A 24,366-nucleotide genomic window follows, 5' to 3' on the forward strand; every position below is an offset into this window, starting at 1 on the left:
CAGCGGCACCTGCCGCAGCACCGGCAGGCGGGAGACGGTGACCAGCCAGAGCGCGCCGGCGCCGGCCAGGACCGCCACCGGCCAGCGACGCCGCCGCGCGGTGGCGGGCGGCGTCGCCTCGGTGCCGGCGGCGGTCACCGGCGCGGCCGTCGTCACGCCGATTCCCACCGGGGGGGGGTGCCTCCGACCGGGAACGAGGCGTCGTAGAGCTGCCGGAACGTGCGCGACAGCAGCCACTGCGCCGCGCCGGTCGCCACCCCGGCGGTGATCGTGACGTTGACCAGGAAGTGCAGGCCGGCGAAGCCGAGCAGGGACGGCAGGCCGCGCCGGCGCAGCACGAAGCCGTACATCCTGGCGTCGCAGGCCAGGAAGGCGGCAAGCAGCGCGGGGGGAACCACCGCCCCACGGCCCCAGCAGCAGCGGTGCGGCCAGCGCCGGCAGGGCGACGAACGCGGCGAGACTGCCCTAGTACTCCAGCAGGAGATCCGTTCTGACCTGCTGTGACGGTGTGGTTTTGTCCGTGGTCAGCAAGCAGCACCGCTGAGTCTCGTGGTTGTGTGGACCCAAGATGCGGCGGTGGCTGCCGCCTACAGAGTAGACGCTCAGCGATGGTCTGAGCTTTTCAACGAGCTGATGGAAACGATCGAGGCACGCTTCGCCCGGCCCGAACCACGACGCCGGGTCCGCGATTTCGTCGCTGGTCTCCTTGCTCCGTTGCCGGTCAAGAACTGCTGGACGATCGCTGAGCACGCCGGCGATGACGGCCCCGGTGGGATGCAGGATCTGATGGGCCGAGCCAGCTGGGACGACGCGCTTGTCCGTGCCGACGTGCGGGACTTTGTGACGGTCCGTCTCGGGCACCCGGACGGGGTGTTGCTGGTCGACGAGACGGGCGATCTGAAGAAAGGCACCCACACCGTCGGCGTGCAGCGGCAGTACTCCGGGACCGCCGGGAAGATCGAGAACTGTCAGCTCGCGGTGCACCTGTCCTATGCCTCATCGCTCGGTCACACCCTGGTCGACGTCGCCCTTTACATGCCGAAATCGTGAACCGACGATCCTGCCCGCAGGGCTGAGGCCGGTGTTCCCGATACCGTCACGTTCGCCACGAAACCACAGCTGGCACGCCGTCTGATCGAGGCCGCCGTCACCGGCGGGCTGCCGTGCCGGTGGGTCGCTGGCGACGAAGCCTACGGCGGTGACCCGCAGTTGGCAGCGGCACTGCGAGGCCACAAGCTCGGATACGTCCTCACGGTCGCCTGCTCGCACCGCGTTCCGACTGCCCTTGGCGTCCAGCGGGTCGACCAGATCACTACTGGCCTGCCGCAACGGGCATGGCAGCGGATCTCAGCCGGTGCCGGCGCGAAAGGACACCGCTACTACGACTGGGCATTCATCACCCTGCCGCTGGCCGCCGATCAGCATCAAGGCCATCACTGGTTGTTGATCCGCCGCAACCGCAGCACTGGTGAAAAGGCGTTCTACCGCTGCTGGTCACCACAACTCGTCCCGCTGCACCACCTGGTCGCCGTCGCCGGCAGGCGCTGGAGCATCGAGGAATCGTTCCAGGCCACCAAGACCGGTCTCGGCCTGGATCAGCATCAACACCGCCGCTGGAAAGCCTGGCACCGCTGGACCACCCTGGTCATCGCCGCTCACGCATTCCTCGCCGCAGCCACCGCGGTCAGCAGCGTAAGCCCCGACGACCTGATCGCGATCACCGTCAACGAACTCCGCCGCCTGTTCCACGCCCTGGTCATCGATCCTGTCCGACGCGTCGCCGACGTCATCACCTGGTCCATCTACCGACGACGGCATCAAGCAAGCGCCAGAAGCAGTCACTACGCCCGGCAGGCCCTCGCCGAACCCTGACGGGCCCACCATCATCTGATGCAGCAAGATGACGAGATGGTCGCCGAGGACGCCACCCCAGATCGCATGACCGACGCGGAGATTCACCAACTCGCCAGGCTGCGCGCACGCTACGCGGCCCAAGAGTTGGACCAGTTCGAGCATTGGTGCGTCGAATCGCCTTATGGCTCGGTGTTCATCGACATCAGCCGACGATGCGCTCCAGGCACCGAAGACGCGTACCACGTCCTCTGGCCACTACCCGATCAACCCCACGACCCGCACTAATCTCGCTTGAACCCGCGAGACCACGGCGCGCACCAGACCACCGAGCGATCTCCTGCTGGAGTACTAGGCGCGCGAGGCGGTCTCGAAGCCCTTGCCGAAGCGGCGGGCGCGTGCGTAGAGCGGAATGCGCAGCCGTTCCCGGTGGAACAGCTTGCGCAGCAGCCCGGAGAGCTCGTTCACCCCGGCAGCAGCCACCTGAAGGTGGCGGCCGAGCAGCTTGAATCAGGGCTGTTCGGGTGACGTCAGCGCCCGAAATTCAGCAGTACGGGCGTACGTGATGAATTGTGAGACGGAACAGCAAGAAGGCCCCGACTCACCGAAGTGGATCAAGGGCCTGATCTGCTGATTTACTGTCGGGACGGCCGGATTTGAACCGACGACCCCTTGACCCCCAGGACGATTCGGTAAGCGCTATCGCACACGTCACGCACGCTGCCCCCAAGATCAGGCCGTGTAGTCGACGATATACCGTCCACCATCCCGCACGACGTGTGGTCCCCTCCTGGTCCCCGGTCGCACGTCGAGGAGCTGAGCGCCGGTGACCCTCGCCAGACGCTCCATCGGCACGGAGCGGGCACGCCGCGCTCCCCTGATTTGCAACAATCAAGACTGCTGTCGGCCAACGTCGGTGGCCGTCGCTGACCTGCTCGTCGCGTCGACTCCCGTCGACCCGGGGCTACATCTGTCGGTCGGCGGCTGTACGGCCGCCTTTTAATCCGTAGCTTCGGCCGACGCAATCTCTTACGGGCACTCCCGACGTCGGACAGTTCCTGGGCGCCGTCTGCCAGCTTTTCGGCTCGGTCGGTTGCTGGCCATCGCTGCTGTACTGCTCGGCCCCGCTCCCTGGCCAGTTAGGGAGCGGGGCCGACCGGCAAGCTCGCAGGAAGTGAGCCGCCGAGGAGATTGGTGCCGTCGCTGTAAGATCTTTCGGTATCGTGAAGTATCACAACTCCATGATCGATCACCGATAGAACGTTCCCGCGACTAGCCCCTCCACGCAGGGCTAGTCACCACACCAAGCCTCACTCGGCGACGTCATCGACCGATCACCCAATCACCGGTAGTTCACGCCATACGAATTCATGTAAGCGTACTCGTGGCAACGCGCCTCCGACCGGCCATTACTGCCGGCCCAGCTACCATAAGCAGTATATTCGCTTCCGCTGTTCTCAGTGCAGCGCACGAACTGCCGGAATTGATTGAAGTCGTTGCCGCTGCAGATCGACCACCTCACACCGCCATAGGAGTTCAGCGAAGTGCCTCCCGTGGTGCACGATGCCGCACTTGCCGGAGAGGCTGGCGAGAACAGGGTCATAGGAACTGCGATTGCGAGTGCTGCCATAACAGTCCGCAGGCCTTTTGCGCGATTCAACGAACACTCCCGCTCTCTTGGATTTGCGCAGTGATTGACCCGGCTGATGGAGGCCGACACGTTCACAGTCCTCTCGCAACAGCCTCTCCAGAATGGCCATTAGCGTCAGTCAGATTGCCGTCGTCACCCCGTCAGACGAGACCGGCGGCATCTGCGCTGCCAACCGCCGCCGGATGCGCCCTACGCTACATCGACGTACCCAACTGAGTCAATGCCGACATGGCATCTCCTTCGATAGCGCCCGTTCGTAGGCGGATCCTGACCACAGGAGCGCCCTCTAATCTGGATGATCCGACTTACCTAAGCCTCGATTCGCAGACGATTCTTTGGTTGGCGGGATCCCAGAAGTAGGCAGTGTCGCTGGATTGTGGAAGGATAGGAGCAGGTGCGCGAAGTCCGGGGCTGGCTGCCCTTGGTGGACGTCAGCACCGAGATTTGTCCGACGTAGCTTCAGGGCGTCACCCACCTGAAATAGGTCCGTTTAAGCCTAACGCCTAATCCCTTACCGACCTGGACGTTCCCTCACTGCTACCGGCTGAGGAGCACAGCGGGAATGTCGGCCGCCCCAATCACCTGGCGCGGACTGATGAACCGCCGTGCGAGCTTGCCGGGCTGCTCGACGTCGACCCGTCGACCATCCGGGGCAGCGCACCGTCCCACCCTTGCAGGGCCCGCCGTTCATCCAGATTTCCGACCGCGTGGTGAAGTACGCGACGGCCGACGTAGAGCAATGGCTCTCCGCCCGCCGGGTCTACCCGAAGGCGGCATGATGGCCCCTCCCCAGCAAGCACCGATCGGCGTATACCTCGCCTCCGATGTGGAATTCCGCCCAGGCCGAGATCGCCCCTACCGGGCACGCGTCCGATGGGTCGACCCGACGACGAAGCGCCGGCTGTCCAAGTCCACGACGGTCGCCACCCCAGAAGCGGCGCAGGCCTGGATCGACGGAATGGTCAGTGCGGCGCAAGGTGGCGTCGATCCGGTCGCCGCGACAAAGCGACTGGCCGAGTACGGCGACAGCGTGTTGACGCTGGCGCTACGTGGTCTGGAGCGGAAGACGCTGGATCCATACCTCGCCGGCTGGCGGAAGCGGGTGGTGCCCGCCCTCGGTCACATCCACGTACGAATGATCACGAACGGTGCCGTTGACCGGGCCGTGCACGGCTGGATTGCCGACGAGTGCAGCCGTTCCACGGTCAAGAACAGTCTTGCCGTGCTGGCCAGGGTGATGGAGCAGGCCGTACGGGACGGCATCATCCCGCGCAATCCCGCACAGGTGACCGGATGGCAGCGCGAATACCGGCGAGCAGAAGACGAGTTGGACGACCCGCGCACGCTCGCCCTGCCCAACTGGGAATCGCTGACCACGCTCGCCGCCGCGCTGGTGGAACGGTCCGCCAACGCCTTTCCCAGCCGCAACGGCGGTGATCAGTCCTTGGATGGTGATCTTCCTGCGCTGGGCGGCTCGTACACTGACGAAAATGGAGGACCACACGGCCACCGGGATCGGTGCACGTCCGGCGCCCGCCTTGCGGGAGTACGTCGCCTCGTATGTCGGCTTCGACCTCCGCAGGCTCCCGACGGGGGTGCACTGCGGCCCGCCGAGCCGCGCGCTCACTGCGGTGATCAGCCTGTCAGATCCTCTGGAGGTGGCGGCGGGCGTTGACGACGGGTCGCCGGCCACCCGATTCGGCAGCGTGGCCGGCGGTCTGATGTGCCGGTCCGTCGCGATTCACCACGACGGACGCCAGCAAGGTGTTCAGGTATCGCTGACACCGCTCGGGGCCCGGGCCATCTACGGCATGCCCGCCGCCGAGCTCGCCCACCGACTGGTCCCACTTGACGAGCTTCTCGGAGCGCTTGCCGTCGAGCTGGTCGACCGGCTCCGATCGGCGACAACATGGGCGGCGCGGTTCACCGCGCTGGACGAATTGCTCCTCCGAGCTGTCGGCCATGGCGCTTGCGGCGGCCATGTGCGCTGGGTGCGTCCCGAGGTAGCCGAGGCATGGCGCCGCCTCGTCGCCGCGCGGGGTTGCGTCCAGGTTGGTGCGGTCGCCGCGGAACTCGGCTGGAGCCGTCGGTACCTCACCGAGCGGTTTCGCGGTGAGGTGGGCCTGTCGCCGAAGACCTTCGCCCGAGTCATGCGCTTCGAGCACGCGCACGAACTGGCGTCGGCGCAGGACCCGCTCCCGTGGGGCGATGTGGCAACCGTCTCTGGCTATGCCGACCAGGCCCATCTCGTGCGGGACTGGCGCGAGTTCACGGGCCGATCGCCGACGGCCTGGCGTCGCAGCGAAGCCCTCCTCGGAGCCGGGTAGCCGCCAACCGCCTGCCCGTCGCGTCGGCTTCTCTTCCCTTTTCTTCAAGACCGCCCGATCGCTGGCGTGGACGATCGTCGGCATGAGACTCGTCAACCACGAACGCAATGCCATGGACCTGCGGACCACCCCCGTGCACCTCGGACTGGGATCGAGAGCGAAACCCGTCGAGGGCTTCACCTGGGGCCCGGAGGTGCTCCAGGCCTACAGCGCCGCAGTCGCGGCAGACGGCGCCGAGGGCCGGATGGTGATGATCTTCGACGGCGACGGGCTCGGCGACCATTGGGAGAGCCACCCAGCAGGCGACGAACTGGTCGTTTGCCTCAGCGGGTCCGTGACGGTCACCCGCGACGTGGACGGGCTGCCCGACCGCGTTCTGCTCGGACCGGGCGAGGCCACCATCAACCCGGCCGGGGTATGGCACGTGGTTGACATGGAGGGGCCGACGTCCATCCTGGCCATCACTGCGACCCTCGGCACCGACCACCGTCCTCGGACCGACACCCGGCCGACCGAACGCGTCGGCACGCCCAGCCCGGAGGAAGCGCCGTGAGGACACGCATCGCGTGCCTCGGCGACAGCCTCACCCGCGCGCAGTTCAGCGTCGACTACCTGGATCTACTCGGACAACGCCGCCCTCCCGGTGACGTGCAGCTTGCCCGTTTCGGCGCCAACGGCGACTTCGCCTACAACCTCTTGCAGCGCCTCGATGCTGTCGTCACGAACCCACCCGATGTGATCACCGTGTTGATCGGGACCAACGACGCCCGAGCGAGCCTTGCCGGCTACCCCGTCGAGCAGGCCATGAAGCGCAAACAGCTCCCCGATCGCCCGTCGGCCGGCTGGTTCCAACAGTGCCTGGGAGCCGTCGTCGCACGGCTGCGAGCGGAGACCGACGCGACGATCGGTCTGCTGTCGCTACCGGTACTCGGCCAACAACTCGACGGAGCAGCGGCACACGCATCGGAAGCGTACAGCCGGATGATCGCCGAGGTCGCCGCCACCAACGAGGTGGCCTACCTTCCGCTCCACGAACGCCAGATCGAGGAACTGCGCCAAGCGGACCCGCCGCCGATTTCATACCGGGAGGTGACGCCCGCAGCGGTCGTCGGCGTCCTCGTCCAGCACGCAGTGCTGCGTCGCAGCCTCGACACGATCTCGCGGCGGCGAGGTCTCGTGCTCACGACCGACCACATCCACCAGAACAGCCGCGGTGCCGCCCTTATCGCTGAGGTCATCGACGCCGGTCTGCTGCCCCAGAGCGCGTAGCTGGTTCCGGCGCCCGGCCAGTCGGATGCCATCTACCGCGCGGAGGTGGCATCCGATCCAGGCGGTCAACGCCTACGCCATCCGGCTCGTCTGGCTGCGTGACCAGCGCGAGGGCACCTGGGTCACCGTCCCGTGGCGGCTGCTGTCGTTGACCGCGACCCCATTCGGCGAGCCGGTGGCTCTGTCGATGACGAGAAGCAGCGCTTCTCGGGCAGTTCGGGAGGCACTGCCCGTGCTGGATGTCGATGGCTTCGGGCAGCAGCTCGGTGTCGATCGGTAGGACGCCGTGTGCTGCTCGTCCGAGGCCCGGGACAAATGCGCTGGCTACGGGCGCAGGGTGCGGCCCGTCTCGCCGTTGCCGAGTACCGGCAGGTGCCTTCCGTTCTGGCCCCGTTCTCGTATAGCTACGGCGTCAGGGCTGCGGTGAGAGATCCCGCAGTAAGTGCCGGACTTACTGCGGCGGAGTCCCTACCGTGATCACTGCGGGGTGCGATGGCGCTGGGCGATCCGGGAAGTGAAGTCGTACGCCGGCAGCGACGCCCACCTGACGGGCGACGCGCTCGACCGCGTCAGTAGGCAGATCCAGCCGCATCCTCGGGAACCGGCCGCGCCAGAGCAGGAACTTCAGCTGAACCGTGAAGCCGACGCACCGAAGAAACCGGCCCAACCGCAGCGAAGTACCGGCGCGTCATGGCAGCGATCCGAAAAGACATCTCGGAAGGCACCTTCACGCCAGGCCAGCCTCTACCGTCCGAAGCAAAGCTGGGCACCCAGTACGCAGTCAGCGCGCCCACATCGGCCACGACTACACCCACGTCCTCGGCTTCTCCGCCGACGAGCAACGCCGCATCGACCGCGACACCAACTACACCCCCGCAACGCCCGCCGCCCCTACCACCCCCTCGCCGCGTGGGGCTGGGACCGCGCCCGCGCGCTGGACTTCCTCCGCGACACCTACCGGGTGCGGTGGCAGCGCAGCTGCTGCACCGCTGACCACCGCAGGTGGCACCGCGGAGCTCTACCGCGCACCGCGGTGACCGCCGGCGGGTCCCGCGCCGCGCTCAGCGGCCGAGGACCCGGGTGCGCAGTTCCGCCCGCCACTCGACGTACTCCACCTCGGCACCGCCGGCGTGCCGGGCGTAGAGGAACCGGCGAGCCAGCCGTAGTAGGTGGACACAGCCATGCCGATGACCCGGAGGACGGGCTCGACCCCGAAGCGGTCTTTCAGCTCGTTGACGAGCGTCACGACCGTCGCCGGGTCGGGTCGAGCTCCGAGGCGAAAAAAGCCGACGCGGCCTTCAGAATCTCGTTGGCCCGCTTCAGCTCGGCGTTCTCCCGCCGCAGCCGACGCAACCAGCCATGGAAGATACCGATGGCCTCAAGAAGTTACTGAAAGGTGAGCCGACCAGCGCCGTGGGCACCGCCTACACGCCGGTGGAGGAGCAGTACTCGCGAGAGCTCGGAGTGCACCGCCCTGGCGACAACCGCGTCATCCTGGTCAATGGGGTGTCCGGCACTGTCACCGCTCCAGACGCAACCCTGAGCCACGTGTTCGCCGCCCGGCCGGCCATCACCGACGTAGCACCGGTCCCCCCGGGTCCACTCGGCGGCGTGGCGGGCTGCGGCAGCAGCCAAAGCAAGGACGGCCTCACCAAATTCTGCACATGGGTCGACGACCACACCATCGGCATGGTCACCTTCATAGGCTTCCCTCAGTCCGACGACACGCACGATTTGTTCCGGCAGATTCGGGCAGAGTTCGAACACCGGGCACCCTGACCCGTGGCACCGGCGGGTTCTCGACCATCACCTGCCCATCCGGCCGCAGGTGCGCGACGGTCGAATCAGAACAACCGCCGGCCGCACCCATCCCGTCAAACAAATCGCCGAGCAGCTCGTCTGGGACTGCGAAGATCGAGAAGGCAACTACACGCCGACGGCATGAATCACTACGCTCGAAGGTCCGTCACCTGAGGAAGACCAGGACCAGAGCAGCCTGCGATCCTGCCGCATATCGAGGGCTCGTCGAACCGCCCGCCGTAGCGACAGCTGGCAACATCTACAGCGCTTGACGCGGGATCTAGAGACCACATGCCGCTCCGCCCGGGACGCAGACGAAGCGGCAGGCCAAAGCATTCCTAAGTCAGCGAGCCAGCGGCCAACGATCATCGCCGTTACCGCCAACAAAGATCATCCGTTACCGGATGTTACCGCCGCTACCGGAGAAGATCTTCATCTCCCCAGGTCAACCGGTCGGGACGGCCGGATTCGAACCGACGACCCCTTGACCCCCAGGACGCTTCGCCACACGTCCACGCACGTCACGCACGCTATGCCCATGATCAAGCTGTGCGGCAGACAGCGCACCGTCCATTAGCGCGGACAACGTGTGGTCCCCGCGTGGTCCCCAGCCCGGCGCATCGGTAAGCCTGCTGCCGTGGCGCGAACCAGCACGCCCGCCACCGAGCCAGCCGCTCGCTCCGCAGACCCAGCCACCAGGGCCGCAGATGAAGCCAGCCGGCAGACTTCCGGGACCTCAGTCAGTTGCAGTCTTTCGACGCCAGGGAGCTTGTGCGGCCATGGCCACCAACTCGCACTGAGAGCGTTGCAGTACGGCTACGGCCGCACCTGAGAGACCGGCCTCCGCACATCGAGCAAGAATCGCTTCCACGGCATTCAGCCAGGAAGCAACGACTTGCGCCAGCGGCACCTCTCCCACCCACTCGCTTACCGGCTCGCCAGTTCCGTCACAATTTGCCTCGATATACAAGCTCGGGGCCGAGGCAGGCAAAAGCCGGTAGTAGACGTAATACGGCCCATCGAAAAAGTAGGCGAAACCCTCACCCTCTCCACTTAACGTCTCGCGTAGAGCCGTAACCGTTGAACTGACTACGGAAGCGATTAAGTCGGACCAAGCATCACCAGGAAAGGACCGGTCAGGGAAGCGGATCCATAGCCGTCCGACGAGGGGAGCGTCGTCACCCGTCAACACTTGGATGTCCCGCAGGTCCACCCGGACGTCATACATCTACACCTGCCGTAGAGGTGCGGGGGCAACGACAGCGCGAGGGTACAGGATGCCCAAGCCGCCGCCGCAGAGGTAACAGGGGGTCACTTCGCTTCAACGGTCTCCGGTGGAGCTGCCAAACAAGGCTAAGCACCGCTCGGCCTTGCTTGACCAGCGGTCAAGATGCGCTACCGGCCCGGCGCACTTGACCGCCGTGGTCCCCAGGAAGCCAGAAGGGCCGACCCGATGTGTCGGATCAGCCCTCCTGACCTGCTGCTACACCTTGTCGGGACGGCCGGATTCGAACCGACGACCCCTTGACCCCCAGAGATCGGCAGTACGGTCCGGTTCGGCTCCCGCCGCTGGTCAACGGTCTGATTGTGGTTGCAGTCGTTTCGCAGGGTGTTGTCGGTTGCTGTACTTCACTGCTGTACGTGCGCTCAGCGGCCCCACACCGCGCGAAGTCCGGCACGCCTTGGCCGCCCTGATGCGGCGCTAGCCACGCCGACGTCCCGCGCACCGCCCGTCCAGGCACCACCCTGAAGGCACTGTTTCAGGCGCCCTACCCCCGGAACGCTACCGGCCTGTCCAAGGGACCGACCGGTCGAGGACGAGGACGAGGTACTGTGGCTCGTGCTTCCCAGCCTTCAGTTCAGCGAGTTTCACAAGTTCCTCGTGAGCGCTGGCGGCTTATCTCTAGCCTCGGCGGTTGCGCTCCCCGTACTCCTGCTGCGGTCCCAAAAGGCCGTCATGGTGACACAAAAACAGCTTGCCGATTTGAGCCCGGATTCCAAGTCCGCCGTCCTGGAACAACAGAGGCAAGCCTTGTGGGTCATTAACCATTGGCCGCACGCCTCGATCACTCTCGGGGCCATAGGCCTCTTGCTGATCCTCATCGGCGGCACTATATGGAAGACGCGACAAGACCGCCTGAACGAGCGAGAGTCCGAAGACCTGACGTCCGTGAAGCTGGAGCAGGAGAGAGTTAGACACGAAATTCGTTCATTGATCCGCCAGAACAAGGAGACCGATGACGAGACGGTCGACGCGATCGATCAGTCTTCAGAAGCGGAAGAGGTTACGTCGACAGAGGACACTTCCCAGAGCGCCACGGCCGAAGACCTGCCCAACCCTCGGAAGCCCTCGGATACGGCAAACCAGGGAACCGCCCCCACGATGTCTGGCGGCACTCGCGCAAACATCGAAGCGCTCCAGATCGTAAAGAGGAACGCGGGTACTAAAGAAATCCGCGGAATGCTCGCCTACATTCAAGCACAGGAAGAGGCCCTGCTGTACTTGGAGCGCCTATATGAGGGGAAGCTTGACTACGTCCGCGGTGTTCGGGTCGGTCGTGAGAGGGCAGATTTTATGGTGACCTCCGACACCGACGACATGCCCCATCTGGCCGTAGATGTCACCACGCTCAGCGGATTGACCACCACAGCCGTACGAAGGCGGGTTTTACAAGCGATCGAATGGGCTCGAACCGCAAGCTATTCGACGCACAAGGAGTTCAACGGACCGTTCCGCCCAGTCGTCTTCTTCGTTTCTCCCGACCTCCAGCACTCCAAGCTACGAGACCTAGCCTTTCAGGAGATCGAACAAGCACTGGGTGTACGCGACCTGGCAGATGGAGTCCCACCGATGACGATCATTCTTGTTAGATCTGACGGGTTCGACACACTGCCTTTGGACAAGAGTCTGTTCACAGGCCCGCATCCAACCTTCTTGCAGTGGACTGCCACCCCGCGACCCGCCGACCAGTGATCAACAGCCTGGTTACGACACGACACCAGCCGCTGCCCGCAACGCCCGCTAGCCATCCCGTCGGCCTTCGTCCGCACGCAGTGGAACAGGTGGGGTCTGTCCGGTCAAGGTGGAGCACCCTACCGTCTGAACGACCTTGACCGGACAGACCCCACCTGCTCGGCTTCGCCTGGACGGAGGTTGTCGGGATGGCACCACCATCCCAGAGCGCCCGAGCGCCCCGCCGGAGGCGCTGCCTGTGTCTCGCCCCGGAACTGCCACTGACCGTGGCAGCCCGGGGCTTCTTCGTATGTCGCGCCGCCGGCGGGCTGTAACCGTCGCGCTGGCGGCCGTAGGCCAGAGGCGCGGCGGCGGGCCATCGGCCCGGCCCAGGTTCGGCGGCGCGCGCGGCCTGCGAAGCGGGCCGCCTTGATCCCGTACAGAAAGTTCTCACAGCGGAATGTCGTACCTTTGTCCGACTCCGGTTGATGCGTTACAGGTCGACTCCAGTTGATGCGTGACACTCCGCTGAGTGCTGGTGGAGATGAGCGTGACCGAACAGCGGTATCGGGCTGTGCTGGAGGTTCAGGCCGGGCTTGCGGTGACGGAGGTGGCCGACCGGTTCGGCGTCTCTCGGCAGGCGGTGCATCGGTGGCTGCGCTGGTATGCCGAGGAGGGCTTGGACGGATTGCGGGACCGCTCGCACCGGCCCCAGGGGCACCCGGCCCAGACCTCGGCCCTGGTCGAGTCGGCGATCTGCGAGCTGCGCCGTAACCATCCCCGGTGGGGGCAGCGGCGGCTGCACTACGAGTTGGGCCGCCGGGGCTGTCCCGGTCCGGTTCCCTCGTTGAGCACCATCTACCGGGTGCTGGTCCGTCACGGGCTGATCGATCCCGTGCCTCGCCGTCGCCATCGGGAGGACTACCGGCGGTGGGAACGTGGCCGGCCGATGGAGCTGTGGCAGATGGACATCGTGGGCGGTGTCATGCTCGCCAACGGGCGGGAGGCCAAGGTCGTCACCGGCGTGGATGACCACTCCCGGTTCTGCGTCATCGCCGCTGTCGTTCCTCGGGCCACCGGCCGGGCGGTCTGCCTCGCGTTTGCCGAGGCCTTGCAACGGTTCGGGGTGCCCGAGGAGGTGCTCACCGACAACGGCAAGCAGTTCACCGCCCGGTTCAACGTCGGTGGCGGGGAGGTGATGTTCGACCGGATCTGCCGGGAGAACGGCATCACGCACCGGCTCACCAAACCCCGATCACCCACCACGACCGGCAAGGTTGAACGGTTTCACCAGACCCTGCAACGCGAACTGCTCGATGACATTGAGGTCTGGGCTGACCTGGAGGAAGCCCAGGCGGCCATCGACGTCTTCCGTCATGAGTACAACACCGGACGGCCGCACCAGTCGCTCGGCATGGCATTCCCCGCAGACAGGTTCGCCACCCGCCCCACCGAGGCGCTGCCGCTGCGGCTGCCGCCCACGCTGACCACTGCCGGAACCGGCCCGGAGGAGCCGCCCCCGCTTGCGCTGCCGAACCCACGCCGGTCACACGACCAACAGCCGGCCGCCACGACGGCACCGCTGGTCATGGATGCCAACGGCGTTGAACCGGTCAACCTCGCCGTCGAAATCACCCGCACCGTTCCCGCCTCCGGCAACCTCGCCGTCTGCGGGCAACAGTTCTGGCTCGGCCCCGCCAGGGCCGGAGCCGCCATCGGGCTTTGGGCCGACACCTCCGTCGTCCACCTCCTCCTCAACGGCGTCCGACTCAAGACCGTGCCCTCCCGGCTCACCCCCACCCACCTGCGTCAACTCCTCGCCGACGGCGGCCGCCCCGCCGGACCGCCCCCGATCACCGCCGGTCAGCTCAAGTTGAGGGCTCCCGTCGAGGTCGACCGTCTCGTCAACGCCATCGGCCTGGTCAGCCTCGCCGGCCGGCAACACTCGATCGGCTACCACCTCGCCGGCCGACGCGTCACCATCCGCCTCGACCACGGCGTTTTGCATCTCCTCGACGCCGAGCGGGCCCTGCTGCGCAGCCTGCCCAACCCGCTCACCCCACAAGAGCAGGCCCGCATCCGCGACGCCCGCCCCGCCGGCCCTCCGCCCGCTCCCGCATCTGAACCACAACGCGTCGAGCGACGCGTCAGCAGCCGCGGCGTCCTCGTCATCGCCGGCCAGAAGATCCGCGTCGGCATCGGCCACGCCGGTCGAACCCTGACCGTCGAAGAGGCCGACACCACCTTCCGTGCCTCGCACGACCACCAAGCCCATCGCCCGGTTCAAGGTCCGCAAGCCCGAGCCTCCACGACAGCGTCGGATAGCCTGCACCGACCGCGACGACCACGGAGCCCGACCATGAAGCTGCCGCCCGGAGCCACCGGCTTCAACCCACCACCCGGCGCCCAAGCGGACCTCAAAGCCTTCACCGCCGTCTGTCACCACGCCGCCCGCACCATCGACGCCACCGTCACCGGCGTCACTCCCGCCAGCGTCACGCCCAACTTCCACACAGTCGATATCGCCCACGCCCAGCACCACATCGCGGTGCTGCGGCACACCACCCTGCCGTTCATCGCCTTCGCCCGCCCCCACGCCAACCGCGACGTCATGGTGACGTTCGTCGACCACCCCGACCTCGCCAGCGCCCTCACCAACCTGACCGACGCCCAGGCCCTCACCATCGAGCAGCTACAGACCTCCCTGTCACAGGTCGACCTGAGCGCCCTCAGCCCGCACGAACACGACCAGATCAACTACTGGAAACCGACCACAGTCGGCGAGCTGCTGTTCAACTTCTGGGACTGAACATCAGTAGCCTGAGACAAGGAACAACTAAGATCGTCTAGCCGGATGTGTCACGGATCAAGTGAAAGCGATCCGTAACGCATCAAGTGGAGCCCGACAGAATGTCGTACCTTCACTTCATTATGGATGGGTGGCAGACGACCCAGCTCCGACGCAAGCTACTATCCAGCCAGCGCCAGAGTCGGCAACTCCAGCAAGCAGGATCTATGAGGCTAGGCGCAAGTGGGCGCGGACCTACGCGAGCAACCACCGCTCAAGGCGCAGCTTAGGTGCCGCACTGTCATTTATCTTCACAGTCGTCGCAGGGGTCGGCGCTTACGGGATGGCTGGAATTGGGGATGCGTCGGTCTCGGAACGAATCTTCATCACCGCCCTCTTTCCGTTGTTTCCAATATTAGCCGCTCGAATGTCGGCTCGGGTTCGACTGGAGGGCGACACCGCGCCTGCGGGCTGGGTGGCGGCCTGGCTAATCGCAATCTGCTGGGCGGCGCTTCTCTTCTTCGGGTATGCCAATAATGGGCAGCTGCTGCTGGCGTTCACGTTCGGAATTAACAGCCTTGCGCAGGTCGCCGTGTACGCGACATGCATGTTCATCCCAGTTGATTACAGATTCGAGGACGAAGTAGTTCTACCGCGACTCCTTGAGACGCATGCAGCACCGCCGCCACACGCCAACGAGGCGCTCCTGACTGATTACCGTGAGGCCGAGAAGATGGCGGCAGCCTGGCTTAGGCGGTTCGGATACAAGGACGCCGAAATAACGCCGGTTGGCCAAGATGGCGGGATTGATGTAGCCGCCCGGGGAGCCGTGGCTCAGGTCAAGCTCTGGCACACGAAGCGGGTTGGCATTGGCGAGGTGCAGCGACTCGCTGGGCTAACCGAACCCGGACAGCGGCCATTCTTCTTCGCGAGAAGCGGATATACCAAACAGGCAGAGGCCTGGGCTTCTGATCCTGCACACTGCGTTGCGCTTTTCGAGTTGGAGGGGGACGGCAACCTGCGAGCCGCAAATTTCACGGCTCTACGGACACTTTACAAAGCGCCGTACCGGATGCCACCATCGGGGCGCCAGTCAATCTCTGTTAGGTTCAAGGTGGTCACCGGAGGGTTCTTCGCCTTCGGCGTTACCGCAATCCCCGTCGGCGGCGCATTCATTCTCGCGACGCCTGGAATTGCGTTCCTTCCATCCCTCTTTTTCATCGGGGGCATCTGGCTTACCTACGTCCTCGGTTTTACGCAAATCCTAGGAAGGGATTCTCGGCGTCTGATTCGTGCACTCACAGCTCACCGAAAAGGGCAGGGTTGGCCGGCGTGGCGTGAGATTTTGGCAGACCCTATCGTGGCCGATAGGGACGACGACCTTCCCCCAGGTCAATTCTCGGGCTATGCAGAGAAAGGGCAGCTTGGTCTCTTCATCACTGTCATCGAATTCTTTGTTCTGGCGCGGAAGCTGGAACAATGGGTACTCTGCAAGGTCGGCATCACTCGACGTCCGCGTGCCCCCTTCGGAATCGGCGAACTCTTGGCTGTAAAGTTGCTAATGGACATGGGGAGAACGTCCCGACGCCATAAGCGTCTTAGCAGGAGTCCCAAAGCCAATGCCCAACGGAAAAACCCGCGACGAGGTCCATGACAAGTGGGTGAGGCTGCACCAGCAAGCCAAGGCCGACCCAGTCGCCACCAACGTCCCCACGGTGGCGAGTTACATGACCTACTGGCTCGCGGAGGTCGTAGAGCCGAACCTCGCTCCGCTGACCTACGCGACGTACGAGACGCTGAGCCGCCTGTACATCGTTCCCGGCATCGGCGCCAAGCGACTCGACGGGCGGCTGTCGGTACGAGACGTTCAGACCTGGCTCAACAAGGTCGCAAAGACCTGCCAGTGCTGCGCGCAGGGGAAAGACGATCGCCGGCCACCGAAGAGCCGCAAGTGCTGCGCGGTTGGCCGGTGCTGCCAGGACCTCCCCGCGGCTCGCACCGTCAAGGGAATTCGCGCGGTCCTCCGCTCGACGCTCTCCCAGGCCGAAGTGGAGGAACTGGTCGCAAAGAACGTCGCAGCCTTGGTGAAGCTCCCACCGATCCGCAGCCGCAAGGGCAAGTCGTGGAGCAGTGAGGAAGCTCGGGCATTCTTGGAAGCCTCCCGCGACGACGACGATTACCTCTACGCCGCCTACGTCCTGGTCCTCGTACTCGTCTTACGCAAAGGAGAAGTGCTCGGTCTCACCTGGGAGCACATCAACTGGGACGGCTGGCAGAAGCCGTGCACCACCCACGACGAGAAGTTCTGCGAGCACTGCCGCGACAACCACGACATCAGCCTCATCATCGACAAGCAACTCCAGCGGGTACGCGGCCAGCTGCTGCACCGGGCCACCAAGACCGAAGAGTCCGACGCTCCCCTACCGCTACCTGCCATCTGCGTCGCCGCACTGCGGCACCGCTACCAACAACAGCAGGCCGCACGAGAGAAAGCCGGCGACGCCTGGCACAACACCGGCATGATCTTCACGACCCGCTACGGACTGCCGGTCGAACCCCGCAACTTCAACCGCTCCTACGACAGCCGCATAGCCCGAGCAGGAATCCGAAAGATCACCGTTCACGACGCCCGACGCACCTGCGGTTCGCTGCTGGTCGACCTGGACGTGCACCCCCGGGTCGCGATGGCGATCCTGCGGCACGCGGACTTCTCGATCACGATGGAGATCTACAGCCAGGTCTCGTCCAAGACGACCCGGGAAGCCCTGCGGAGGCTCGGCGAGAGCCTCGATCAATGAGCCGTTGCTGTACTTCGCTGCTGTACAAGATCAGAAATGGCCATCCGGAAGATTCCGAATGGCCTCTGACCTGCGTCGGGACGGCCGGATTCGAACCGACGACCCCTTGACCCCCAGGACGCTTCGCCACACGTCCACACACGTCACGCACACTATCCCCAAGATCATGCCGTGCAGTCGACGGCATGCCGGCCACCATCGTGCACACCGTGTGGTCCCCACCTGGTCCCCGGATGCTGACGCCTGGCGACTGCAGCGGGCATTCGCCGGGGCATCAGGGATAGATGGCGAGGGCTACCCTGTACCGCACTGTGACAGGGGGTGTGCCGGTGAGTCATCGGCTGCGGCGCGTCACGATGCTGCTGCTCGGCGCGGTGCTGCTAGGCACGGTCGGCCTGAGCGTCGGCTCCTGGTACGGCGGCCGCGGCGTCACGCCGCCTAGTGATGACCGGGCGCGGAACGTGGCGGCGGAGCTGCTCCCCGATGCGGTGCCGTACGACTCGGATCGGGTCGTGCATGGCTCCCGGTGGGGCGTCAATTTCGCCGCCGACGACCTCGGATCGGGTCGGGTGGACTTCTGGTACGACGAGCGTGCCAACTGCGCGCTCTCCGAGCAGCTACGACGCAACGCAGCAACGCAGGGATGGCAGGGCCTCCGCCGCACGCCGAGCTACCCGTGCGACGACTGGCGGGCCGAGCGGGACGGGCTGACGGTCACGCTCGCCCACTCCGCGAGCGGGTCGAGGCTGACCGTCGCACCGGCCGTGCCCGACAAGTTTCTTGCCGCCACGATCACGGGCACCCTCCTCGGCGCCGCCGCCGGCACGGCGCTGTTCTGGCTGCTGGCACGGCGCCGTCCACCCGTACCCCTGCTGATCGGCACCCTGGTGACGGTCGGCCTACTCCCAGGCGTCGCCCTAACCTGGAGGGTCCTGGACATGAACAGACTCGCCGAACCGGTGTGGCCCATCTGGCCGGCGCTCGCTCCCCTGCTGGCGCCGCTGTGGCTCGTCCTCCTGCCGGTGGGCGTGTACGCCCTCCCGAGGCGACAGAACCGGACCGATCCCGCCACCGGCCCCTTTGGCATGAGTGCTGAAGCGGGAACCGAGGCGCTGGAGTCTTCTCGCAACGGCACTCGGACCGTGGTGGTGGTAACTGTCGCGTGCGTCCTGACCCCCATAGTGATGGCTGCCGCCCTACTCCTCTTGTTCGCTCGAGCGCAGCCCGACCCGGCGGCTTCCAAGCCGGTTGTCCCGTGGCAGATCGAGGCAACTGCAAGTGCCACTTCCAACCCGCCTTCGACCGCCTCGGAGTCAGGAACTACCCCAAGTGCCAACAGAGGTGGCTAGTCGGCTACGGGCGCCTGTCGAGAAGCGTGGCCGGCCAGCCCGGCGGATGCCGGCCGGAGGTCGCCAGCAGGCCAGGGCCGGGCCGCCTTGACGAAACGAAGAAAGCGACTCGGCAGGTAACAGGGCTGGCCACACGGCTTGACCAGCGGTCAAGGAGCGCCAGCCACCGCCAACTTGACTGACCTTGTTCCCCAGAGCGCCAAAGAGGGCACATCCATCGATCGAATGCACCATCTGACCTGCGTCGGGACGGCCGGATTCGAACCGACGACCCCTTGACCCCCAGTTTCACAACGATTCTGTCATGGCATGTCAGGATGGGCTGAAACGTTTTAGAAACGGACAAGAACGACGCCCTCAAATGCCGTTCCGTGTCGTGGCTCACCGCCTCATCCGCCCGTTGCGAAGCCCTCCGTTACCGGGCTCGTTACCGCGGATCGTCAAGCGCTTCCCATGCCAGGCAGTCCGGACGAACTCCTGCCCTTGCGCGACTGTCAGCGGCTCCACCAACCCATCGATCGGCGAACTGGATGGGTCCCGCGAGACTGAGCGCGCGTGCCGCATGGACCGTTGCTTCAAGTGATCACCTGCGGCACCATGATCGCGATGATTAAGCACCTGGACTGGGTAAACCGCTACGTCGCCGGCGAACGAGAGCGCGTCTGGCATGAGATGCGGCAGCTTGGCAGCCGTGTCCGTGAGCCAGCCTTCGCCCCAGAGGCACAGGCGGTGTGCGACGAGATGGCCCGCCGAGCCCGGAGCAACATCGAAACACTCGTCGCGCGCCTGCGCGAGCAGGGCTACCGGTTCCACGAGAACGACGACGACCAGACGCCGATGGATGCATACACGCCACCCGGTCCCAAGGCGGAGGAGCACCTTTACTGGCTGGAACAGCGGCTCGGCCCTCTCCCGATGGTGCTGTCGTCGTGGATCCGCATCGTGGGCGACGTGTGGCTGGTCGGAACGCACCCGCAGTGGCCCAGTTCGGCAGCGGCCGACCCGCTCGTGCTGGAGCTGGCAGGATCCCGCTACCCGGACAGCGACATCCGCGAGTACTTCGCGGAAGAGATCGAGGCGTGGCAGGAAGACCAGGACGAGCCATTCCTCCTGCCCGTCGCGCCCGACCACTTCCACAAGGACAACGTCAGCGGCGGGGGCCCCTACGGCATCCTCCTTCCCGACGCATCCGCCGACGCGCACTTCGTGGGAGAGGCCGGCATGCCCCTGGTGGCCTACCTGAACTGGGCCTTCCAACACGGCGGCTTCCCCCGACCCACCGGCGACCAAGCACAGTGGCAAGTCATCCACCAACTGAGAAAAGGCCTCCACCGCCTCTGAACCTCAAGACAGAGGTGTACTCCGAGCCAGTCGGCACTCGCCCACATGTGGTACTCGAACCGACCGTTAGCAGTGGAACAGCACAGTGGCATAACGGTGAAACGACTACAGGAGATCGCTGAACTGCTCATGCAACCAAGGAATAGCTTCCCCGCCCGGGTACCTCCACGCGTCGGCATCGTCGGCGTGATCATGTCGTTAACCACAGCCCAGGGGTCGGCGCACCTACCGCGCCACTACTGACGACGAGCAGCTGCGGCGCTGGATCCGCTCCTGCCACTGGCGCCAACCGGCTATCGTCAGCGCGTGCTCGAGCCCGCGACGGTCTTCGACACCTCCGGCCCGCTGGAAGGCCCGCTCACCGACGAGGTTCTGCGGGAGGTCGAAGTACGCCTTGGTCGCATACTGCCCACCGCGTACGTCGATTTGGCCCGTCGACACAACGGCGGATCGTTGGCCCGTGACGCCCACCCCACGCCTGGCCGAACCTCCTGGGCTAAGGACCACGTAGGTGTATACACACTGGCGGCGATAGGTCGAACTGCTTCCTTCAGCCTGTGCGGCGCACTCGGCAGCGCGTTCTGGATAACGGAATGGGGCTACCCCGACATCGGCATCTACATCGCCGACTGCCCCTCCGCAGGCCACGACATGGTCGCCCTCGACTACCGCTCCCCCGGTCAGCCAACCGTCGTGCACGTCGACCAGGAGTGGAACTACCAGATCACGATCCTCGCCCCCGACTTCGAGACCTTCCTGGCAGGACTCATCGACGAATCCGAGTACGACGGGGACGACTGATCGCGGGATCCGCACCTACTCTGCGGCACTGGGTGTGCGATGCGCGACGGTCACTGAAGGCAAAGAAAGCGCTGGTCACGGCACCCGACTGGAGCATGCTGACGCACGACCCCGACGACGACGACGGCGACCGATCGCTCCGCCGCCACTCAAGCAAGGCCCGGGAGCTGCTTGGGAACCGCATCGCGGACCACATCGTCTCAGAGGTACACGAATTGCATGCATTCGATCACCAAGGAGCGATATGCGAGTATTCGTCAGAGGGTTCGCCGTGGTGATTACCCTGGCCGGACTGGCCGCATGTGCGGGTGCGCCCACGGCGGCCGAGGCACCCGCCGATGGGCGGGAGGCGCCGCGGTCCGCTGCGGCAACCGGCAAGCCAACGATCCGATCCGCGTGGACCTCCTGCGCGGTCGACGCTCCGGTAGCGGTCGACGCTCCGGTAGCAGACGACGGACGCCCGCCCGACGCCCTCGCCCTGCCCCGCCTGGGCACCGACTTCACGGTGGCGGCTGCGATTCACTGCCAGCTCGAGCCGAAGCGACGCGCCGACCTCGGTGAGGACCTGGTCCTCACCGAGGGCCGGGCCACCGACGTGACGGCGCTTCTTGCCGCACTGCGCCTACCCGATGACACGACCACCGTCGAAGCCTGCACCCTGGAGATGCCCTGGGTGCCGAACCTGCTGCTACTCGACGCGCAAGGGCAGTGGATCCGCCCGGGACTACCGACGGACAGCTGCCGCAGGCCGCGCCCCGAGGTATCAGAGGCGGTGCGAGCCCTGCGCCTGACCTCCGTCTCGGAGAAGGTCGTACGGGAGGTCGTGTCAGCCGGAGCGGCCGCCTCCGGGTGCAACCAGGATTGGTCAGACGTGGTGGCTACCGAGACCAGGGACCCGAGGCTCCTCCCACGGCCGGGCCGGGTGTCGCTCCCGTCCCAGGTACGTCTGTGCGTGTACCGGGTGCCAGCGCAGCAGCAGGGAACGCCCCGGCCAACCGGGACCTTCGCGTACGGACTGCTCCTACCACAGCAGCGGCGGGTGGCCATCGAGCGGAAGCTGGCAGTGCTGCGCCCCGCTGAGCAGTGCTCAGTCGCCGCAGACCGCTTCGCTGCCCTACAGGACGCCACGATCACCAGCGACGTGGTCTACATCGAACTCGACCATTGCCGACGGATCCTGGCCACACCGCTGTATGGCCCGCCGATCCTGGCCCAAGCCGACACCACGCTCATCGAACTGCTCAGGAGGTAGTCGCCCGAGCCAGGCCGACGTCGCCCTCTCCGCCGACGCGAAGACAAGTTGCTCCACTGTCCACCGGTCAACTCGTGACGACCAGACCAGGGAGCGCCGACGACCCGGCCGCATTCAGGCTCGTCGAAACACCCGACGTAGTGACAGCTGGCAACATCTGGAGCGCTTGACGCGAAATCAAGAGACCAAGGTGCCGCTTTATCCAGGACGCAGATGAAGCGGCAGGTCAGAGCGATCAGCGGCGATCACGGTGTGCACGAACACGTCCCGGTGCCCAGTTCCTGCCGCGGTTTCCCGCGCGCACGGCGGTGGCGTCTCGACCGCGAACTGCTACGCCGCCCCGGCGGAGACCGACGGCGTACGACAGATGAGCTCGCTGGGATCGTCTGGGACAGACCTTCGTGCGGATGTTTGGGCCGTGAACCTGGCCCCTTGGGTGCTTCAGCAGTGCTGGCGGGGCAGCGGGCCCTACGGGCGACACAGGAAGTCGGCGGCCATCCGGTCGACCGCGGCCCGGTCCAGCTTGCCGTTCGGCAGTCTCGGCAGTTCCTCGACCGCCTCCCAGCGGCTCGGCAGGGCGCCGCGAGGCAGGTCGTCGCGGAGCAGCCGGCGCAGGTCGGGCAGGCTCTCGCGGGCGTCGGCACAGGCCACGAAGGCGACAAGACTGGGAACCGTCGAGCCTCGGCGGGCGATGCCGACGGCGGCGGGTCGCCCGCCGACGCGCCGTACGATCGCCTGCTCGATTTCCGCCAGCTCGATCCGCATACCGCCGATCTTGAGTTGGGTGTCGCGGCGGCCCACGAAGTGGACGAGATCCTCGGCATCCAGGCTGACGATGTCGCCGGTCCGATAGGTTCGCGCCCCCTCGACGTCCGGGAAGTGCGCGAGCCCACCGGCCGCGGTCGCGTATCCGGCTGCGACGCCCGGGCCCGAGATCCGCAGTTCACCGGTTCGGGAGCCGGTCCGCTCGCCGTCGAGGTCGATGTACGCGGTCGTCCCGGGAATCGGCCGGCCGATCGGCACGTCGGACGAGCCCGCGTCCGCCGGACGGCACCGGTGGACCATCGTCCACACGGTGCCCTCGGTCGGTCCGTACTCGTTGTAGAGCGCCGCACCGGGGAGCCGCGCGAAGTGCCGGCCGACGAGGCGCGGCGGGCAGGGCTCCCCCGCGACGATGACCGTGCTGAGGCTCGTGAGCTGCTTCGGGCCGGCCGTGTCCAGTACCGCCTCGTAGAGGGTGGGCAGCAGCAGGAGGTGGGAGCCGCGGAAGCGGTCCGCCGCCGTCACGATGGCCTCGGCGTCGAGCGGGTTGCGGCCGGGGATGACGAGGTGCGCCCCGGTCGCCAGCGACCAGTAGATGCCGGCCACGGAGCTGTCGAAGGATACCGACGAGCAGAGCAGGTAGACCGACGGCGCCTCCGGGTAGTAGTGGATGCGGGCGCGGGTGGAGTATCCGAGGCCGTCGTGGGTGACCACCACGCCCTTCGGCGTACCGGTCGAGCCACTGGTGAACAACGTGTACGCCGGGGACTCCCCCGCCGGCCGGGCGCGCGGGGACGCTCCGGACGACCCCGCGGCGGCGCCCGTGATCCGGAGTCCGGCGTCGGGGTGCTCGGATTCGATGATGCGGCAGGTCGCCCCGCTCGCCACGATGACGTCCTCCTGCCGCCGGCGGGGAAACAACCGGTCGACCGGCACGTACTGCGCGCCGGCCCGCAGCACGGCGAGCATCGCGACGATCGCCCACCGGGACGCGGCGGTCTGGATGATCACCGGTTCCGCCGCGCCGACGCCGGCCGCCCGCAGCTCCGCCGCCAGTGAGCGGGTCTCGGCGTCCAGGTCCGCGAAGGTCAGGCAGCCGCCGGGATCGGACACGGCGGGCCGCTCCCCGAAACGGCCGAAGGAGGCGTCCAGCAAAGGAAGAATCGGCTCGCCGACGGCGAGGTCCGCACCCACGAGCCGGATCGATTCCACGTCGCCCCCCGAGCCTCCGCAGACAAGTCAGGGTAGCCGCCCCCAACGCTCGCGTCCAGCCGATGCCGACCCCGCCAATGGTCGATTAGCGCCAATGCCTGATGGCGGCTTTCAGATCTTGGCAAGGGTGCCGTGGCAGGCGCTTGACGAAACTCGGCGGGCCTTGTTGTACTGGGTCGGTCTTCACGATCGTGCACCGCGATTTCAGCGGC

At 66.1% G+C, this 24,366-nt stretch carries 14 protein-coding genes and 4 pseudogenes; 16 read left to right on the forward strand and 2 right to left on the reverse strand.

The features are described 5' to 3' along the window. Positions 1-152: 152 nt before the first annotated feature. Positions 153-398: a hypothetical protein gene (locus tag RM555_RS08980; protein ID WP_311411301.1), complete on the reverse strand. Its 246-nt coding sequence runs from the start codon at positions 396-398 to the stop codon at positions 153-155. A gap of 235 nt (positions 399-633) precedes the next feature. Here RM555_RS08980 and RM555_RS08985 point away from each other — a divergent pair. From RM555_RS08985 to RM555_RS09060, 16 genes and pseudogenes are all read left to right on the forward strand, one after another. Continuing rightward, positions 634-1,872: pseudogene (locus RM555_RS08985) on the forward strand (IS701 family transposase). 18 nt (positions 1,873-1,890) lie between these two features. Further along, positions 1,891-2,139, forward strand: coding sequence for a hypothetical protein (locus RM555_RS08990; RefSeq protein ID WP_311411302.1), 249 nt, complete (start codon positions 1,891-1,893; stop codon positions 2,137-2,139). A 2,141-nt stretch (positions 2,140-4,280) separates the two neighbouring features. Further along, positions 4,281-4,919: pseudogene (locus tag RM555_RS08995) on the forward strand (site-specific integrase); the annotation flags it as partial. Between the two features lie 241 nt (positions 4,920-5,160). Further along, a complete protein-coding gene (locus RM555_RS09000; RefSeq protein WP_311411303.1) occupies positions 5,161-5,829 on the forward strand; it encodes an AraC family transcriptional regulator in 669 nt (222 codons plus the stop codon). 82 nt (positions 5,830-5,911) lie between these two features. Next, positions 5,912-6,382, forward strand: a complete 471-nt coding sequence (locus tag RM555_RS09005) for a cupin domain-containing protein (RefSeq protein ID WP_311411304.1) — start codon at positions 5,912-5,914, stop codon at positions 6,380-6,382. Continuing rightward, positions 6,379-7,098, forward strand: coding sequence for an SGNH/GDSL hydrolase family protein (locus RM555_RS09010; RefSeq protein ID WP_311411305.1), 720 nt, complete (start codon positions 6,379-6,381; stop codon positions 7,096-7,098). The genes RM555_RS09005 and RM555_RS09010 overlap by 4 nt, the downstream gene beginning before the upstream one ends. A gap of 687 nt (positions 7,099-7,785) precedes the next feature. Beyond that, positions 7,786-8,091, forward strand: a pseudogene (locus RM555_RS30970) (GntR family transcriptional regulator); the annotation flags it as partial. Positions 8,092-8,457: 366 nt separating this feature from the next. Then, a complete protein-coding gene (locus RM555_RS09020) occupies positions 8,458-8,877 on the forward strand; it encodes a hypothetical protein (protein WP_311411306.1) in 420 nt (139 codons plus the stop codon). A gap of 1,903 nt (positions 8,878-10,780) precedes the next feature. After that, positions 10,781-11,872 (forward strand): hypothetical protein, encoded by a 1,092-nt coding sequence (locus tag RM555_RS09025; protein WP_311411307.1) that lies wholly within the window; start codon positions 10,781-10,783, stop codon positions 11,870-11,872. A gap of 523 nt (positions 11,873-12,395) precedes the next feature. Beyond that, positions 12,396-13,292, forward strand: a pseudogene (locus RM555_RS30975) (IS481 family transposase); the annotation flags it as partial. Positions 13,293-14,790: 1,498 nt separating this feature from the next. After that, positions 14,791-16,293, forward strand: coding sequence for a restriction endonuclease (locus RM555_RS09035; protein WP_396888719.1), 1,503 nt, complete (start codon positions 14,791-14,793; stop codon positions 16,291-16,293). Next, positions 16,259-17,437 carry a tyrosine-type recombinase/integrase gene (locus RM555_RS09040; RefSeq protein ID WP_396888720.1) on the forward strand — a complete coding sequence of 393 codons (1,179 nt, stop codon included), beginning with the start codon at positions 16,259-16,261 and terminating at the stop codon, positions 17,435-17,437. The genes RM555_RS09035 and RM555_RS09040 overlap by 35 nt, the downstream gene beginning before the upstream one ends. A gap of 329 nt (positions 17,438-17,766) precedes the next feature. Then, a complete protein-coding gene (locus RM555_RS09045) occupies positions 17,767-18,786 on the forward strand; it encodes a hypothetical protein (RefSeq protein WP_311411309.1) in 1,020 nt (339 codons plus the stop codon). A 555-nt stretch (positions 18,787-19,341) separates the two neighbouring features. After that, entirely contained in the window at positions 19,342-20,127 is a 786-nt protein-coding gene (locus tag RM555_RS09050) for a hypothetical protein (RefSeq protein ID WP_311411310.1), read from the forward strand. A 306-nt stretch (positions 20,128-20,433) separates the two neighbouring features. Then, positions 20,434-20,928: an SMI1/KNR4 family protein gene (locus RM555_RS09055; protein ID WP_311411311.1), complete on the forward strand. Its 495-nt coding sequence runs from the start codon at positions 20,434-20,436 to the stop codon at positions 20,926-20,928. 271 nt (positions 20,929-21,199) lie between these two features. Further along, a complete protein-coding gene (locus RM555_RS09060) occupies positions 21,200-22,180 on the forward strand; it encodes a hypothetical protein (protein ID WP_311411312.1) in 981 nt (326 codons plus the stop codon). Between the two features lie 468 nt (positions 22,181-22,648). On the opposite strand, the gene RM555_RS09065 is transcribed toward RM555_RS09060, so the two are convergent. Continuing rightward, positions 22,649-24,154 (reverse strand): AMP-binding protein, encoded by a 1,506-nt coding sequence (locus RM555_RS09065; RefSeq protein ID WP_311411313.1) that lies wholly within the window; start codon positions 24,152-24,154, stop codon positions 22,649-22,651. Positions 24,155-24,366 lie beyond the last annotated feature (212 nt).

This window comes from Micromonospora reichwaldensis, assembly GCF_031845925.1.
Lineage (GTDB): Bacteria > Actinomycetota > Actinomycetes > Mycobacteriales > Micromonosporaceae > Micromonospora > Micromonospora reichwaldensis.